At 74.0% G+C, this 15,584-nt stretch carries 14 protein-coding genes; 5 read left to right on the top strand and 9 right to left on the bottom strand.

The window, feature by feature from the left end:
• Window positions 1-34: 34 nt before the first annotated feature.
• On the bottom strand, window positions 35-2,269 hold the full coding sequence (locus tag BGK67_RS06555) for an MMPL family transporter (RefSeq protein ID WP_069919018.1): 2,235 nt from the start codon (window positions 2,267-2,269) through the stop codon (window positions 35-37).
• Window positions 2,270-2,458: 189 nt separating this feature from the next.
• On the opposite strand from BGK67_RS06555, the gene recQ reads away from it, so the two are divergent.
• Window positions 2,459-4,489, top strand: a complete 2,031-nt coding sequence (gene recQ, locus BGK67_RS06550) for a DNA helicase RecQ (protein WP_069919017.1) — start codon at window positions 2,459-2,461, stop codon at window positions 4,487-4,489.
• 36 nt (window positions 4,490-4,525) lie between these two features.
• On the opposite strand, the gene BGK67_RS06545 is transcribed toward recQ, so the two are convergent.
• Window positions 4,526-5,440 (bottom strand): PaaX family transcriptional regulator C-terminal domain-containing protein, encoded by a 915-nt coding sequence (locus BGK67_RS06545; protein ID WP_079154051.1) that lies wholly within the window; start codon window positions 5,438-5,440, stop codon window positions 4,526-4,528.
• Between the two features lie 163 nt (window positions 5,441-5,603).
• Between BGK67_RS06545 and BGK67_RS06540 the strand changes: the two genes are divergently transcribed.
• Window positions 5,604-5,993, top strand: a complete 390-nt coding sequence (locus BGK67_RS06540; protein WP_069919015.1) for a hypothetical protein — start codon at window positions 5,604-5,606, stop codon at window positions 5,991-5,993.
• A 54-nt stretch (window positions 5,994-6,047) separates the two neighbouring features.
• On the opposite strand, the gene BGK67_RS06535 is transcribed toward BGK67_RS06540, so the two are convergent.
• Complete coding sequence (locus BGK67_RS06535) at window positions 6,048-7,778, bottom strand: PP2C family protein-serine/threonine phosphatase (RefSeq protein ID WP_069919014.1); 1,731 nt, start codon at window positions 7,776-7,778, stop codon at window positions 6,048-6,050.
• Window positions 7,779-7,877: 99 nt separating this feature from the next.
• A complete protein-coding gene (locus BGK67_RS06530) occupies window positions 7,878-8,660 on the bottom strand; it encodes a YhjD/YihY/BrkB family envelope integrity protein (protein ID WP_069923674.1) in 783 nt (260 codons plus the stop codon).
• Between the two features lie 356 nt (window positions 8,661-9,016).
• Between BGK67_RS06530 and BGK67_RS06525 the strand changes: the two genes are divergently transcribed.
• Together BGK67_RS06525 and BGK67_RS06520 are read left to right on the top strand one after the other, a co-directional pair.
• Window positions 9,017-9,325 carry a hypothetical protein gene (locus BGK67_RS06525; protein WP_069919013.1) on the top strand — a complete coding sequence of 103 codons (309 nt, stop codon included), beginning with the start codon at window positions 9,017-9,019 and terminating at the stop codon, window positions 9,323-9,325.
• The gene (locus BGK67_RS06520; RefSeq protein WP_069919012.1) at window positions 9,315-10,367 is read left to right on the top strand and encodes an RNA ligase family protein; all 1,053 of its coding nucleotides are present in this window, start codon (window positions 9,315-9,317) and stop codon (window positions 10,365-10,367) included. Before BGK67_RS06525 ends, BGK67_RS06520 begins: the two co-directional genes overlap by 11 nt.
• Before the next feature lie 81 nt (window positions 10,368-10,448).
• Here the strand turns inward: BGK67_RS06520 and BGK67_RS06515 are convergent, their stop codons facing one another.
• The 3 genes from BGK67_RS06515 to BGK67_RS06505 all read right to left on the bottom strand — a co-directional run bounded on the left by BGK67_RS06515 (window position 10,449) and on the right by BGK67_RS06505 (window position 13,099).
• Complete coding sequence (locus BGK67_RS06515) at window positions 10,449-11,015, bottom strand: hypothetical protein (protein WP_069919011.1); 567 nt, start codon at window positions 11,013-11,015, stop codon at window positions 10,449-10,451.
• Window positions 11,016-11,063: 48 nt separating this feature from the next.
• Window positions 11,064-12,572, bottom strand: coding sequence for a DUF4246 domain-containing protein (locus tag BGK67_RS06510; protein WP_069919010.1), 1,509 nt, complete (start codon window positions 12,570-12,572; stop codon window positions 11,064-11,066).
• Between the two features lie 119 nt (window positions 12,573-12,691).
• Window positions 12,692-13,099, bottom strand: a complete 408-nt coding sequence (locus BGK67_RS06505) for an FKBP-type peptidyl-prolyl cis-trans isomerase (RefSeq protein WP_069919009.1) — start codon at window positions 13,097-13,099, stop codon at window positions 12,692-12,694.
• A gap of 346 nt (window positions 13,100-13,445) precedes the next feature.
• Here BGK67_RS06505 and BGK67_RS06500 point away from each other — a divergent pair, with 346 nt between their 5' ends.
• Entirely contained in the window at window positions 13,446-13,628 is a 183-nt protein-coding gene (locus BGK67_RS06500) for a hypothetical protein (protein ID WP_069919008.1), read from the top strand.
• Between the two features lie 142 nt (window positions 13,629-13,770).
• Here the strand turns inward: BGK67_RS06500 and BGK67_RS06495 are convergent, their stop codons facing one another.
• On the bottom strand, window positions 13,771-14,550 hold the full coding sequence (locus BGK67_RS06495; protein ID WP_069919007.1) for a hypothetical protein: 780 nt from the start codon (window positions 14,548-14,550) through the stop codon (window positions 13,771-13,773).
• Window positions 14,551-14,900: 350 nt separating this feature from the next.
• Window positions 14,901-15,500 carry a class I SAM-dependent methyltransferase gene (locus tag BGK67_RS06490; protein ID WP_069919006.1) on the bottom strand — a complete coding sequence of 200 codons (600 nt, stop codon included), beginning with the start codon at window positions 15,498-15,500 and terminating at the stop codon, window positions 14,901-14,903.
• Between the last annotated feature and the right edge of the window lie 84 nt (window positions 15,501-15,584).

Below are 15,584 nucleotides of genomic sequence, written 5' to 3'. Positions count from 1 at the left end.
TCGGTACGCGGGTGTGCGGGCGGTCGGGTGAGGGTCAGCGGCGCGCCGGGGCGCGGGGGCAGCGGGGCGCCGGGGGGTGGGCGCACAAGGGGGTGCGGACCGGGGACCGGCCCCGTGCCGGCGGGCACCTCCCGGAGGGTCCGGGATCGGGCGCCCGCGCCGGCGCCCTGGGCCGCAGCAGCCGCGGCGCCCACCAGTTCAGGTCCCCCGCCAGACGCATGAGCGCCGGTACGAGGACGCCCCGCACGAGCGTGGCGTCGAGGAGCACGCCGAGGCCCGCGCCGATCCCGAAGAACTGCAGGAGGGAGACCTGGGAGGTGCCGAAGCTCAGCAGGGTGAAGGCGAGCAGCGCACCGGCGGTCGTGACGATCCCGCCCGTGTGGGCGATGCCCGAGACGATCGAGCGCGCGTTGTCCTGCCCGGCGTCGTGCGCCTCCTTGATGCGCGCGAGGACGAACACCTCGTAGTCCACCGACAGCCCGAAGACGATGCAGAACAGCAGCACCGGCATGGTCGTGCTGAGCGGTCCGGGCGTGAAGTCGAGCAGGTGGCTCAGATGGCCCGACTGGAAGATCCAGACCATGGCGCCGAGGACGGCCGCGAGGCTCAGCGCGTTCAGCGCGATGGCCTTCAGCGGCAGCAACAGACTGCGCGTGAAGCCCAGCAGCAGCAGGAAGGTGGTGACGGTGATGACGGACAGGGCCAGCGGAAGCCGGTCTCCCACCGTGGCCTTCGCGTCGACCAGCACCGCGCTCGGTCCGCCGACCAGCACCTCCGTGCCCTCGGGGGCGGGAGCCTCGCGGATGTCGTGGACGAGCCGCTGGGCGGCGCCCGACTGGGGGTCGACCCGCGGCACCACGGAGATCCGGGCCGGGCCGTCGCCGGCCGGCGCGGCGACCGGCGAGACCTGGGCGACGTTCGGGAGCGCGGACAGCCGGCGGGCGTACTCCTCCCGCGCCGACGGGGACGCGGCCCCCGTCACGACGACCGTGAGCGCGCTGGAGCCCTTCATGTCGAACGCGCCGCGCACCAGGTCCCCGGTCTGCCGGCTGGACGCGCCGACCGGCAGCGCCCGGTCGTCGGGAGTGGCGAAACCGGCGTGCGCGAACGGCCCGGCGAGCACCAGCAGCAGGCCCACCACCGGCAGGGCCGCCAGCAGCGGGCGGCGTACGACGATCCGCGCCAGCCCCTCCCAGAAGCGGGACTTCGAGCCTTCCCGGGCCCGGCGGCGCCATGGCACGGCCCAGGCGTTCACCCGCGGGCCCAGCAGCGCGAGCAGGGCGGGCAGTACGGTCACGGCGCTCACCGCCGCGATGGCCACCACCGCGATGCCCGCGTAGGCGAAGGAGCGCAGGAAGTACGGCGGGAACACCAGCAGCGTCGCGAGCGCGGCGGAGACCGTCGCGGCACTGAAGCCGATGGTGTGGCCCGCGGTGCGCACGGTCCGGATGGCCGCGTTGCGCGGCCGGTATCCCGCGGCGAGCTCCTCGCGGAACCGGGAGACGACCAGCAGCCCGTAGTCGATGCCCAGCCCCAGGCCGAGGGCCGTGGTGAGGTTCAGGGCGAACACGGACACATCGGTGACGGCGCCGAGAACGCTCAGGACCAGCAGCGTCCCGGCGATGGACAGCACGCCGATCAGCAGGGGCAGTGCGGCGGCCACCACACTGCCGAACACCAGGACCAGCAGGATCAGGGTTCCGGGCAGGACGACGGCCTCGGCGCGCTTCAGGTCGGACTCGGCGATGTCCTGGAGTTCGGCGTCGACGAGCGCAGACCCGCCGACCCGCACCGTCAGGGGCGTCCGGGAAACGTCCCCGGCCGGGGTGGCCAGCTCGTCGCGCAGCCGCGTGACCCGCTCCGCGAGCCGTTCCCCCTCGCCGTCCACGTGCGCGACCAGCATGGCCGCCCCGCCGTCCCGGCTGCGCAGCTCCGCGGCGCCGCCGGTCCAGTACGAGCTCAGGTTCCGCACGCCCGCCTGGGCGGCCAGGCGCCTGGTCAGGGCCTCGCCCTCGCTCCGGGCCGCGGGGTCGTCGACGGAGCCGCCGGAGGCCTGGGCGACGAGAACCAGGTTGGGGGACGCCCCCAGGTGCTCGGCCGCCACGCCGGCGGCTCGGCTGGACTCGGATCGCGGATCGTCGTATCCCTGCGTCTTCAGCCGGCCGGTCGCCTCCGCGCCGAACACGACGGACAGCACGAGGAACGCGAGCGCGGCCAGGAGGACGAGCCGGGGGCGGCGGGTCACGAAGACCCCTGCGCGACGGTCCATCGAGGGACTCCGTTCCGGGTGGCGGGCCGTTCCCGCCGTGGTGCGGGACGATCGACCTCCACCGTGCCGGGCGCGGAGACGGAGCCGTAGACCCGGCTATTCGTCACTTGACAGGCGGTCGACAGGCGGTTGTCCACAGGTTCCGGCGGACGGATCGGGGGTGTCGGCGGGAGCCGTTAGGCTTCGTGAATGGCCCTTCCGGACGCGTCCCCCGAGACCACCGACGCGCTGCAGGTACTGCACCGCGTCTTCGGTTACAGCTCCTTCCGCGGCGAGCAGCAGGAGATCATCGAGCAGGTGGTCGGCGGCGGTGACGCCCTCGTGCTGATGCCGACCGGCGGCGGCAAGTCGCTCTGCTACCAGATCCCGGCGCTCGTCAGAGAGGGCACGGGCGTCGTGATCTCGCCGCTGATCGCGCTGATGCAGGACCAGGTGAACGCGCTCACCGCGCTCGGGGTGCGGGCCGGATTCCTCAACTCCACGCAGGACCCGTACGAGCGGCAGGCCGTGGAGCAGGCGTTCCTCGCGGACGAGCTGGACCTGCTCTACCTGGCCCCCGAGCGGCTGCGCACCGAGAGCGCGCAGCGGCTGCTCGACCGGGGCAAGGTCTCGCTCTTCGCGATCGACGAGGCGCACTGCGTCGCCCAGTGGGGCCACGACTTCCGGCCCGACTACCTGGCCCTGTCGATGCTGCACGAGCGGTGGCCGAAGGTGCCTCGGATCGCGCTGACCGCCACGGCCACCGAGGCCACCCACGCCGAGATCGTGGCGCGGCTCGGGCTGGAGGACGCCCGGCACTTCGTCGCCAGTTTCGACCGGCCGAACATCCAGTACCGCATCGTCCCGAAGAACAACCCGCTCAAGCAGCTGCTGGAGCTGATCCGGACCGAGCACGAAGGGGACGCGGGGGTCGTCTACTGCCTCTCGCGGGCCTCGGTGGAGAAGACCGCGGCTTCCCTGGTGGAGAACGGCATCGACGCCGTGGCGTACCACGCCGGCATGGACGCCCGCACCCGGGCCGCGAACCAGGCGCGCTTCCTGCGGGAGGACGGGGTCGTGGTGGTGGCCACGATCGCCTTCGGCATGGGCATCGACAAGCCGGACGTGCGGTTCGTCGCCCACCTGGACCTGCCCAAGTCGGTGGAGGGCTACTACCAGGAGACCGGCCGCGCCGGGCGCGACGGTGAGCCGGCCACGGCATGGCTGGCGTACGGCCTGCAGGACGTGGTGCAGCAGCGCAAGCTCATCGACGGCTCCGAGGGGGACGAGGCGCACCGCCGGTCCCTGGGCATGCACCTCGACGCCATGCTCGCGCTGTGCGAGACGGTCGACTGCCGCCGGGTGCGGCTGCTGGAGTACTTCGGCCAGTCGGGCGAGCCGTGCGGCAACTGCGATACGTGCCTGACCCCGGCCGAGTGCTGGGACGGGACGGTGGCCGCGCAGAAGCTGCTGTCCACGGTGTGGCGGCTGGCGAAGGAACGGCGCCAGAAGTTCGGCGCCGGCCAGATCATCGACATCCTGCAGGGCAAGAAGACCGCCAAGGTCATCCAGTTCGACCACGACGCCCTGTCGGTGTTCGGCGTCGGCGCGGACCTGGGCACGGCGGAGTGGCGGGGGGTCGTGCGCCAGCTGCTGGCGCTGCGGCTGCTGGCGGTGGAGGGCGACTACGGGACGCTCGTGCTGACGGACGACAGCGGCGAGGTGCTGGGAGGACGCCGCAGCGTCTCGATGCGCAAGGAGAAGGCGGTCGCCGTCCCGGCCCGCAAGGACTCCGCGTCGGGCAAGGGCAAGGGCTCCCGCATCCCGGTCGACCTGCCGTCGGCCGCCGTGCCGGTGTTCGAGGCCCTGCGCGCCTGGCGGGCCGCGACGGCCCGCGAGCAGGGCGTGCCGGCGTACGTGGTCTTCCACGACGCGACGCTGCGGGAGATCGCGACGCGCCTGCCCGGCACGGTGGAGGAGCTGGGCACGATCGGCGGGGTGGGCGAGGCCAAGCTCGCCAAGTACGGCGAGGGCGTCCTCGACACGCTGGCCCAGTCCCCCGCCGCCGTCCCGGCCCCCGCGTCGGCGCCCGCGGCGGAGTCCGTCCCGGCCTCGGCGGCGGTTCCCGCGGCCGAGGCCGTGCCCGACGCCGCGACGGCGTCCGGGTCCGCGGCCCCGTACGACGAGGAGCCGCCCTTCGACCTGGACGAGATGGACCCGCCGTGGGACGACTGGCAGTAGCGGGCCGGGTTTCCTCCAGGGCCTCCTGACCGGCGGTCAGCCGAGGTCGTAGAGCCGGAACAGCCGCAGCCGGCCGGGGGCTTCGCCGTCCCCCGCGGCGAGGGCGTCCCAGCAGCGTGCGGCCAGGGCGCGGGCCCCGGCACCGGGCCAGGGCCGCGGGAGCAGCTCGGGGGGCAGCAGGGGGTCGGGCTCCATGGCGGCGGTGAAGGCCGCGGCCAGCTCGATGGCGTACGTCAGCCGCTCGGTCCCGGTGGGCAGGTCAGGGCCGGCCAGCTTCTCCAGCCGGGCCGCGGCGAGGGCGGCCAGCGCCTCGTGGCGCTCGGCGATCTGCCGGAGCGGCCAGAGCAGGGCCGCCAGCCGGGCGGGTTCGGTTTCCTCGCCGACCCGTAGGTCGCGGCTGGTGAGGCGGGTGAGCGAGGACAGGACGCCGAGGTGCCGGGCGTGGGCCTCGACGATCTCGCCGATCGCGTTGGCGCTGACGTAGAGCCCGCCCTGCAGGGGCGCCGCGCCGAGGTGGAGCAGGCTGTCGCGCAGGGCGTCGCGGGCCTGCCGGGCTGTCTCGGGGATGGCGAAGGCGAACAGGTGCCAGGTCCCGTCCCAGGGGGCGAGGCCCCGGTCCTGGCGGTAGGCGTGGCGGACGTACTCCGCGTCGGGCGCGATGGCCCCGGCGGGGTCCGCCGCGGCGTGCAGCCGCGCCTTGCGGCCCCGGCCCTCCTGGATGAACCGGCCTTCGGCGACGAGCCGTTTGACACACAGTCTGACCTGCTGGTCCGTCATGCCGAGCGCCTCGGCGACGGAGTACAGCTCGCCGGCATCGACGGTGCCGTCCTCGCGGACGAGGGCGAACACCAGGGTCCGGGTCCCGATCCCGGGCGGGGCGGGCTGCGCCGCGGCCGCTTCGTCCCCGCTGTCTCCGTCCACCCTGCCTCCTCGCGCTCTGCGTATGAGCATAGTACGGTCGAATCGGAAACGACCGTTGTGTATTCAATAGAGCCTCGCGGCATCCTCACCACCCACGCCGTGCTCGCCACGGACCGGTGAGGACGGCGCCGCGCCGATCGGTCAGCTCGTCGAGACGATGTCTGTGAGGGAGCGGGCGGGGCAGGCGGGGGGCATGAACGAATCCGTTGCGCAGACATCGAGCAGCTACTACGTCACCGTCCGCGGAGAGCGGTTCACCTGCGGGGAGGTGACGGGTCTGGGCCCCCAGGGGGACCTCGGCCTGCCCGGGCAGGAGCTCACGCTCACCTTCGACGACTGCGTCCTCACCGACGTGCCCGGCGCCGCGGACTGGGCCCTGTCCGCGGAGGCCTCCGCCGAGCCGTGCCACGTCAAGATCGAGGAGATGCGGTCCGGGTCGGCGGACCCCGTCACCACGTGGTACCTCAGCGACGCCAGGCCGGACGGGATCACCGACCCCAGCACGACCGCGACCAGCCACGAGACGCGGATCGGACGGCTCACCGTGCACGCCTCGAAGATCTCCCCGGACATGCCGCAGTGACCCCGTCCGCCCGCACGGCCCGCCGGAAGCACCCGGACCCGGGTGTCCGGCGGGTCAGTCCAGCCGGATCGCGAGCAGACAGGTGTCGTCCTCGTGGGTCTCCGGCGTGTAGGCGGCCATGATGCGGTCGAGGGCCTCCTGGGCCGCGAGCCCCTCGCACGCCACCAGCTCCGCGCGGAGGGCTTCGATGCCTGCGGTGATGTCCTCGCCGCGCCGCTCGACCATGCCGTCGGTGTACAGCAGCAGGAGGTCGCCCGGCCTCAGTGCCAGCGTGGCCGTGGCGTACTCGTAGCCGGGCAGCATGCCGAACAGCGGGCCGCGATGCCCGGTGTCCAGGGTCGTCGCCCGGCCGTCGCGCAGCAGCAGGGGCGCCGGATGGCCCGCGCAGGCCCAGCGGAAGTCCCGGCGGTCGTCGACGTGGCCGATGATCGCGGTCGCGGTCTGGGCCGCCGGGTCGCCGCACAGCAGTTCGTTGAGCCAGGTGGTCAGCTGGCCGGCGTGGGTTCCCGGCGCGTGCGCGAGACCCGCCAGGGCGTGGCGCTGCTGCGCCATCCGCGCGACGGCACCCAGCCCGTGCCCGCAGGCGTCGCCGATGGCGAGCAGGCCCCGGCCGTCGGGCAGCAGCCGGCACTTGTACCAGTCGCCGCCGACGGCCGCCTCCGACTCCGCGGGAACGTAGGCGGCCGCCACGGACAGCCCGAGGCCGGCGAGCTCCGCCGAGTGGGTGGGCAGCAGCGCCTCCCTCAGCACCGAGGCCACCCGCCGCTCGGCCGCCGCCTCCTCGCGCAGGCGCTCCGTCTGGCGCCGGGTCGCGGCGAGCCGCTGCCGGCTGCGGACCTGCGCCGTGAGGTCGCGGGCGATGAGGTGCACCGACCAGACGAGCCCGTCGGTCGAGAGCACGGGACGGCCCACCAGGTGCAGGGTTCGCAGCTCGCCCAGCACGCTGAAGCGGACCTCGGCCCCGGGCGGCTCCTCCCCGTCGAGCAGGCCCAGCAGCAGCTTCCCGAAGCGGGGTACGTCGTCCAGCAGGGTGGCGTCGCACAGGTCCGACAGCGACATGGGCCGGGTCGCGTCGGTGCGGAACAGCGAGCACAGGCCCTCGGACCAGACGGTCTCGCCCGACAGCAGGTCCCAGGTCCCCCAGCCCATGGACGCGATGTACTGCGCGTCGCGCGACAGGAGCTCCGCCCGGTTGTGGGCGGGCCGCCAGGTCGCCAGGACGTTGCCCCCGCAGGAGGCGGCCTCGTAGAGCAGCTGGGTGCGGTGCAGCCCGTCCCCGCGCTGCTCGGTGTAGTCCACCGCCAGCGCCTTCAGGGCGCGACCGGTGCGGAGCACCTCGGCGAGCGCGTCGACCAGGCCGGAGGCCGCGGCTCCCGGCTGGACGTCTCCCAGCCTGCTGCCCACGTGGCGGTCGGGGGAGTCCAGCCACCGCGCCGGCCGGACGTGGTTCCCGGCCCGGACGGTGAAGTCCACGGTCCGGCCGTCCCCGTCGCGCACGGGCACCAGCAGCGCCGCGGACACCGGGATGGCGGGCAGCGTGGCGCAGACGCAGGCCCATGGATCGTGCCCCTCCGGCCCGCCGCCGCAGGAGTGGCCGGGGCCCTCTCCCGCGCCGCAGGCGCACGGCTGTTCCGGCGGGTCCGCCGCAACAGCCGGCACGGGCGGTACCCCGTCGTCGTCCAGCCGCACTCCCGCGGCGCCGACGGCGGCCTTGCGCAGGGCCGCCACCTCGCGGGCGAGGAGTTCCTTCAGCGAGTTCGGGTCCTGCGGGCTCAGAGGCGGCATCGTTCCTCACGGGGAAATGGAGAAATGGGCCCTCCCGAGGACTTTGTCACTGTTCGGGGCGGTCGGCCGTGCGAGCCCGCGCGGTGGCGCGTCCTGCGCTCAGCCGTCCCGGTGCGCCGGGTTCCCGCGGCGCAGCAGCTCCTCGTGGAGCGCGCGGCCGGCGAGCGCACCCCCGAACACGACCACGCCCACACCGACCAGCCAGGTCTGGATGACCAGGACGGTGCCGAAGGGGCCGTAGGTGACGGCGCTGGACGCGATCAGCGGCGAGAACACCAGCCGGGAGAAGATCCGCAGCCCGAGCAGCCCGATCATGGTGGCCGCCGCCCCGGGGAACAGGGCGGTCCAGGGGACCCGGCCGCCGAGCAGCAGCCGCTGGGACCACCAGAAGAACAGGATGCCGATCACGAACGTCACGTAGCCGCGGGCGGGAGAGTCGCGCCACGGCGGCGTGATGGCCGACAGGTAGAGGAAGCCGATGAGCACGGCCAGCCACAGCACGTGCCGCCACCTGGCCCACCAGCGGGCCGGGAGGATGTCCCAGATCCTCTCGTAGCCGTTCTGCAGCATCGCGGCGAAGGACAGGCCGAACACGGCGAGCAGGGCGAGGCCGAACGCCGTGGTGCTCCGCCACGCCTGCCCGGGCAGGGCGAAGAGCTGCTCGATCTCCACCCGTGCGGACGCGGACACGCCGAGCCCGTCCCCGAGCCATTGCGCGAACCCCCGCCCGCCAGAGGCGTCCGCCGCGGAGACGACGATCAGCAGGGGTACCAGCGTCAGGAAGCCGAGCGCGGCGAACCCCAGCGCGCGCTGCCACAGGTCCACCTCCCGCACCCGCCCCCAGCGGCGCCCGGCCCGTGCACGGCGGACGGCGCTGCGCATCCGCCCGAGCGGCGACAACGGCCCGGGCCCCTCGGACCGGACCATCCCCGCAACACGCACCCGGGCGCCCCCGGCCGGCTCCGCGGGGGACCGCCGTGGAATGGACCGGGCCGAGGCCGACGAGCCGAGCATGGCCGCTCCAATCGCCGCTGCTCCCCACGTTAGGGCTTCCCGGCCGGGGACTCCACGGCCCTCCGAAGGACCGACGCCGCCCCGGGCGCGGACCCCGCAGCACGCGCGCTCATCCCGGCAGGTCCCGCCCGGTCCGCACGCCCGGAAAACCGGGGGCCCTCCCGCCTTGCCGGCCGCTACGATCGGGCCCTCACCTTGATCACGGCGGTCCGACGGAGGCACCGATGGCACAGGCCCCCGAGCGGACTCCCGCGCACCCCGAACGGCTCGAGCGGGGACACCCGTTCCGGCAGTGGAAGACCTGGCGCATACCCGGCACCGAGCTGACCCTCGCCGGGTACTCGCGCGCCAACGACAAGACGTTCTTCCACATCCCCGAACTGCGCTGCGCGCTCGACGCCGGCCTCGCGGAAGGCCGTCAGCCGGAGACCGTCTTCGGCGACGCTCGCCCCGCCAACGTGATGCCGTGGGCGCACCCCGACAGCCGGCTGCCCGAACAGCACCAGCACGGCGGCGGTCGGCATGTCGGCTGACAGCGGCTGGTCGCCGTACCCGAAGATCCCCTCCCGGGTCCGGCTGGGAGAGGCGCGGGCGGCCCGGGAGTGGGTCGCGCTGGAGAAGGTCCACGGTGCGAACTTCGCCGTCGTGTGCGACCGCACCGGAGTCCGCCCGGCCAAGCGCCGCGAACTGCTCGGCGAGAGCGGCCTCGACGAGTTCTTCGGCGTGGGACGGATCTGGCCGGCCCTGGCCGTCGCCGCGGACCGCTGCGCCGCCGCCCTGCGCCGCACGTACGGCGCCGGCCCCTCGGCGCCGGTCACGGTCTACGGTGAACTGGCCGGCGGGCACTATCCGCATCCGGACGTGCCGCCCTCGGCGGTTGCGGAGCCGGTACAGACCGGCGTCTGGTACGCGCCGGACCTGCTCTGGATGCCGTTCGACGCCACGGTCGAGACGGCCGGCGGCGGCAGGGTCGAGACGGCCCGCGGCGCCACCCGCTGGGCCGGCGACCGGGCGCTGCGGGAGGCCGCCGACGCGGCGGGCCTGCACTGCGCCCCGCTGATCGTCCGCGGGACGCTCGCCCAGGTGCAGGAGCGGACGCCGGTGTTCCCGACCCGGGTGCCGGCCCTGCTTGGCCTGCCCGAGCTGCCCGGCAACCTCGCGGAGGGCCTGGTCGTCAAGCCCGCCGACGACTGGGACGCCCCCGGCGGCGCCGCCATCCCGACCGCCCGCCCGGTGGCCAAGCTCAAGCACCCCGCGTTCGCCGAGGACGAGCGCTTCGACGGCTCGCGCCCCTACCGGGCGCCCGCCGAAGGCGCGGCAGGGGTGCCGGGCTGGCTCCTCGGCCAGGTCGCCGCGCTGCTCACCCCCGCCCGGGCTGCGGCGGCCGTCAGCAAACTCGGCCCGCGCACCCCGACCGAGGAGGTCGCCGCCGAGATCGCCCGGGACGCGGTCGAGGAGGCCGCCGAGGCCCTCGGCGGCCTCGACGACGGCCTCGGCCCGGCCCTGGAGCGGGCGCTCGGCGCCGGAGCGCTCGCACTGGCCCGCTTCGACGCGGCCGACCGACGGGCCCGGTGAGTCAGAGCCCCGCCAGCGTGTCGCGCAGCCGGCGGGCCTCCTTGAGCAGGCGGGACGACTCCGGCCGCTGCGCCGGAGCGGTCACCTCGGGCAGTTACCGCGCGCACCCGACAGCCGCGCGCTGTCGGCCGCGACGGCCGGCAGCGCCCCGTGCGCCTGCGGCCGGGCCGCGGCGAGGAGGCCCGGGAGGCCCGCGGCCAGGACCGCGCAGACCGGGGCGGCTCCCTGTGGGGCGGCGGCCGCCGCCCGCGGCGACTCGGTCACAGGGGCGGCCTTCAGCGTGCCCAGCCCCACGAGCTCCGCGAGTTCCCGGCCCGGCAGCTCCCCGTCCAGCCTGCCCCGCGCGGCCAGCAGGAGCAGAGCCCGTACGGCGGCGTCCCGGTCCTCCCGGGGAACCGAGGCGAGCCCGTAGGCGACGGCGAGGTGCACGGCCGGCCCGGCCGGACCGTCCGCCGCGGCGAGTGCCTCCAGGAAGTCGGGCGCGCCGCGGCCCCCGCCCTGGTCGGCCGCCGAGGCGACCCCCGTCAGCAGCGGGGCCGCGGCTATTTCGGGGTGCCAGGGCAGGGCCGCGACCGTGTGCGCGTCCCGGAAGTCCGGCAGGGACCGGTGCGGGCAGGGGATGTCCGGCTCGAACTTACCCTCGATCATGGAACGCAGGTCAGACGCTCCCACGGACAGCGCTGGGAGGGAGGCGGCTCAGTGCTCGCAGAGGGAGAACTCGCGCTCGTAGAGCTGCTCGTTGTGTTCGTCGACGAAGAACTTGCGTTCGCGCATGAGTTGTTCGCGGTAGTCCCTCGCCTGTTCGAGCGTCATGGTCGAGGTGTCGGACCACGGCTGCTGTGGTGGCACGTCGGAGGTCGAGGTGATCCGCTGCGACGGATCGACCAGGAAGAACGCGAGGATCTTGCGGTGCCCCGGGCGGCTGGGGTCCGTGAGGCGGAACGAGCCGACGCGGTGTTGCAGGACGTTGGGGAACGCCAGGCAGCGGCCGGCCGGTGTCGAGGCCGACCCCAGAAGCTGGTTCAGCGGGTCTTCGTCTTCCAGGCCGTAGACCTCGCGCAGACCGTCGTCGTCGTTCTGTTCGTAGTTCGGGTCATCGAGTGCCGCCCGGAAACTCAGCCGGCTTTCGGTGATGTTCTCGCTGTCCCAGTAGTAGATGCCGGTCGAGACGATCCGCTCGTTCAACATCCCCTCGACGTGCCAGGAACCCCCGGCGTACTCGGGCTTCTCCGGGGTGAGATGAATGGTGGCGAGCTTGACGATGACCTGCAGACGGCGGCCCCGCAGGTCGACACGGGCGGATGCGTCGGGCAGCTCGGGCGGGGTGAAGGCCGGGGCGTCCGGGATGACCGGGCAGCGGTTCTCCCACCAGGCGTCATAAGCCTGTTCCCACGCACGGAGGGCTTCCGCGTGGGCCGCGCCATCACTGTAGGCGGACTTGTCCGGATGCTCCGGCTCCGAGTCGTACCACCCATAGGGATCGGCCTCGATCCGCGGGGGCCGCGGATGGCGCAGATCGGTGAGCACGTTCTCCAGGAGCGGGCGCATGCGCCCGAACAATTCCGGCAGGACGGAGGCCAGTTCGCGGTGCAGCTCGGGGTGGACGTTGTTGACGTACGAGAGGAAGGCGACATCGCCGTCGTCACTGACCTCGACGTCCGTGGGCAGCCACTGGAACTTCTCCGAGAACTCGTACTTCGAATAGCGGTCCGTCGGGTTCTGCCACGTCTCCTCGGGCGCCCCACTCGCCTCTCTCACCAGGCAGAACAGCGAAGGATGAACAAGATCCAGTACCTGGCCGCCGGATCCGGGATGCCAGTCCTTCTCCCCTTCGGGGACCTGTTCCAGAACGTGGACCGCCTCGCGCAGCCGGGACCTCAGCCTGTCGTCGACCAGTGTGTCCGACTGCCACACCCCGTCGACGGCGGACACCTCGACGCCGGTCCGCCCGTCCCGCAGCGCGGCGTAATGCGCGAGCTCGGCGAGCACGTAACGCACTTGTGCCTCGGTGAGACCCTGGTCGACCGCTTCCCGCGTCCACCTGGCGACGATGTCGGCGTCGTTCATCTTGTCGAACCACCCGGGCTTGGCCCGAAGGTGTGCGCTGCACTGCATCATCTCGAGTTCCCGCAGCGTGCGGGGTGTCGCGAACGATATGGAGCGGGATGCGTGGAAGGGCAGCGGGAAGGCGGACTGGCCGGTCAATTCTCTTGGTCCTCTGAGTCGGTGTGCGGTGGCCGGAAGGATACGTCAGCGGTCTGACACCGCGTCCGTGCTGCCCGCTCCCGAAGCCCCCGGAGCCGGGGCTTCCACGCAGTCGCGCCTCACTGGGCGCTGCCCCACCCGGCGGTGGTGGAATACGAGTCGAGCAGGTCCACCACGAAGACCAGGGTCGAGCCCGCCGGGATCAACGGCGAGGGCGACTGATTGCCGTAGCCGAGTCGCGGGGGAACGATGATCTCGCGCCGGCCGCCGACCTTCATCCCCCTCACCCCCCGGTCCCAGCCCTTGATGACCCTGCCGCCGCCCAGGGCGAACTTGAACGGCTGCCCCCGGTCCCAGGAGGAGTCGAACTCCTTCCCGGACTCGAAGGTCACCCCGACGTAGTGGACCCTGACCACCATGCCCGGCTTCACCTCGGCCCCGTCCCCGACGACCAGGTCCCGGATGGCCAGCTCGGTAGGAGCCGCACCCTTGGGAACGTCGACCTCGGGCTTCGTCGGTTCACTCATCGCAGCCTCATCACTCTCCGCGGAAGGCCCCCGCACGGACCAGCCGGACCCATGGACACCCCATGCGGCAGGGGGACACGCTACCGAGAACACCGATCCCCGGAGCACACCGAACCGGTGGCCGCACGTGAGGGTCCTCATTCGCCGAACACTCGTTCCTCAAACTTGACTACGGGGTTTCAAGGCGGCCGACGGGAATGCTCCGGCCGGGCCGTGACCCGGGTCGTGCTGCGGGCGGTGCCGGGCGGTGCCGGGCGGTGCGGGTCGTCCGGGAACGCGGAGTCGCGGTGGTGCGTTGAGCGGGTAGTGGCCGACGACGGCCGATGACGGGTGGAGGTGTCCGCAGATGTCCACGAGTGGAAAGGTGGCGGTTGCCGGAGTCGCGGCAGCCGTCGTGTTGTTCTGGGCGGTCGGGTTCTGGGCGGGGCTGCTGGTCCTGATCGGTGTGCCCGCGGCCGCTTATCTCCTGCTGGACTCCTCTCAGCGGCGTCGCCTGCGGGGCGTGTCCAGAAAGCAGATCGGCCGCTGACGACCCCCGGACCGCCCGCACCCCGCGCCGCCGCCGGATCCGGCCGGCCCGCCGACCGGACACGGCGCGCAGGCCCGTGGCGGTCGGTCGGTGCCGGGCGGACCGCTCAGCAGTAGCCGCGCTCTCGGTTGTCCGTACCTGTTCACACCGGGCGCACCGCGACGCGGTCCAGCGCCGCCAGGAGCTCCGGCAGGTCCGTCTCCCCGTCCCGCGGCACCGCGAGCACCCCGCCGGCCTCCTCGTCGAGCAGGACGAAGGCGGCCTCGCCGGTGCGGGCCACCAGCGACCAGCCGGGGCCGTCCGCCCGCAGGGTCCGGGCCTCCTCACCCGCGAAGGAGGACCGCACCCGCCCGGGCGGCGGCGGTGCCAGCGTGTAGGCCCGGGCCTCCTCCAGCGCCCGCGCGAGCCCCGGATGCGCGGCGGCCTCGGCCCCGCCGTCCAGCGCCTCGCGCCCGCTCCAGTCGTCCCACTGCCGGGCGATCTGGTCCGCGGCCATCCGCCGCTGCACCGGCCCCCAGGCCTCCGCCGAGGGCGGGGCCAGCGGCACCCGCCCGGTGCCGTCCGCACCCTGCTCCGGATCGTGCGGCTCCGGGATCCCCGAGGCCGCCACCGACAGTTCCAGCGGCCAGCCCGCCAGCGAGACCACGACCGACCGCTCGTCGGGGGACAGGTCGTAGTCCATCCCGCAGTCCCAGGAGGCGATGGCCGCGGCCACGAGCGAGACGTCGTCCACCACGACCGTCCAGCGCGCGCCCTCCTCGTCCTGGCCGAGCACCAGCCCGTACCCCTCCCGGTTCGGCGCCACGCCCAGCAGGGAGCAGGCCTCGGGGAAGTCGTCGCCCAGGATGCTGGGGAACTGCGCGGGGGTCAGCAGCACGGCGGTCAGCACGTACAGCGAGCCGCCACCCTCGTCGTCGGACACCTGGCCTCCCGGTAGCTCTCTCGTCGGCGCACCTTAACCAGCGGGTAACCCGCCCGTCGAGGCCTGCGGCCGACGAATTCCACGGCCCCCACCTGCACGTAGAGTCGGCGGCCCACCACGGAACGGGACATCCGGGCAGCGTGGTCACCGGCTGAGGGATCCTCCGTCCAGCCCTCGGAGGCCGGCCCCGGCGGCGACGGCGGGGGCGGGCTCGGCGTGTTCGCCCGGGCCGGAACCGGCGGCTGCCCCGTCCCGCGTCCCCGCCGGCCCGCGGAGCCGGGCTCGGCCTCCGGCGGGCCCCCGGGCACGTCCGCGCATCCCGGGCAAGGGGCCGACGTACGACGCATGTGTCAGCTCTGGCGTACGGCCAGCGCCAGGAAGCGGGCGTCCTCGTCGGCGTACGAGGTCATCTCCCAGCCCGAACGGGCCAGCAGGGGGCCGAGGTTGTGCTCGGCCCGCAGGTCCTGCGGCGTCAGTTCGCGGCCCTGGCGCGCGGCGAGGGCCGCCCGCCCGATCGGGTGGAACAGCGCGAGCCGGCCGCCGGGGCGGACCACCCGGGCCAGTTCGCGCAGGTTCGCGTCCGGGTCGGGCAGGTGCGCGACGAGTCCCGCGGCGAAGACCGCGTCCAGCGCCCCGTCGCGCAGCGGCAGCCGGGTCACGTCCGCGAGCAGCAGCGCGGCCTGCGCGCCGCGCCCCGCCCGCTGCGCGGCGGCCAGCATCTGCGGGGTGAGGTCCGCTCCGATGACGGTGCCGGAGGTTCCGACCGCGGCACGCAGCGGGGTGAGGGCCCGCCCGGTGCCGCAGCCCGCGTCGAGTACGCGGTCCCCGGGCCGCAGGCCGAACTCGGCGACGGCGGTCGCGAAGGCGGGCGTGTCGCCGGGGAACTTGCGGTCCCAGTCGGCGGCGCGCGCCCCGAAGAACTCCTGCACGCGTGTGTGGTCTTCGCTCATGCGCCCATGATCCCCCAACGGCGGGCGGCGCGGGTCTGCGGACCGTGTGCAAGGTGGCACGCGGTGTGATCGGAGATGAACGTA

Origin of the sequence: Streptomyces subrutilus, assembly GCF_001746425.1 — a bacterium.
Lineage (GTDB): Bacteria > Actinomycetota > Actinomycetes > Streptomycetales > Streptomycetaceae > Streptomyces > Streptomyces subrutilus_A.
This window is presented reverse-complemented; position numbering and strand designations above follow the sequence as displayed.

Bases quoted from the DNA above. Each gene is read 5' to 3' on its own strand.
- BGK67_RS06555 (WP_069919018.1), bottom strand. From the start codon at position 2,269: ATGGACCGTCGCGCAGGGGTCTTCGTGACCCGCCGCCCCCGGCTCGTC.
- recQ (WP_069919017.1), top strand. From the start codon at position 2,459: ATGGCCCTTCCGGACGCGTCCCCCGAGACCACCGACGCGCTGCAGGTA.
- BGK67_RS06545 (WP_079154051.1), bottom strand. From the start codon at position 5,440: ATGCTCATACGCAGAGCGCGAGGAGGCAGGGTGGACGGAGACAGCGGG.
- BGK67_RS06540 (WP_069919015.1), top strand. From the start codon at position 5,604: ATGAACGAATCCGTTGCGCAGACATCGAGCAGCTACTACGTCACCGTC.
- BGK67_RS06535 (WP_069919014.1), bottom strand. From the start codon at position 7,778: ATGCCGCCTCTGAGCCCGCAGGACCCGAACTCGCTGAAGGAACTCCTC.
- BGK67_RS06530 (WP_069923674.1), bottom strand. From the start codon at position 8,660: ATGCGCAGCGCCGTCCGCCGTGCACGGGCCGGGCGCCGCTGGGGGCGG.
- BGK67_RS06525 (WP_069919013.1), top strand. From the start codon at position 9,017: ATGGCACAGGCCCCCGAGCGGACTCCCGCGCACCCCGAACGGCTCGAG.
- BGK67_RS06520 (WP_069919012.1), top strand. From the start codon at position 9,315: ATGTCGGCTGACAGCGGCTGGTCGCCGTACCCGAAGATCCCCTCCCGG.
- BGK67_RS06515 (WP_069919011.1), bottom strand. From the start codon at position 11,015: ATGATCGAGGGTAAGTTCGAGCCGGACATCCCCTGCCCGCACCGGTCC.
- BGK67_RS06505 (WP_069919009.1), bottom strand. From the start codon at position 13,099: ATGAGTGAACCGACGAAGCCCGAGGTCGACGTTCCCAAGGGTGCGGCT.
- BGK67_RS06500 (WP_069919008.1), top strand. From the start codon at position 13,446: ATGTCCACGAGTGGAAAGGTGGCGGTTGCCGGAGTCGCGGCAGCCGTC.
- BGK67_RS06490 (WP_069919006.1), bottom strand. From the start codon at position 15,500: ATGAGCGAAGACCACACACGCGTGCAGGAGTTCTTCGGGGCGCGCGCC.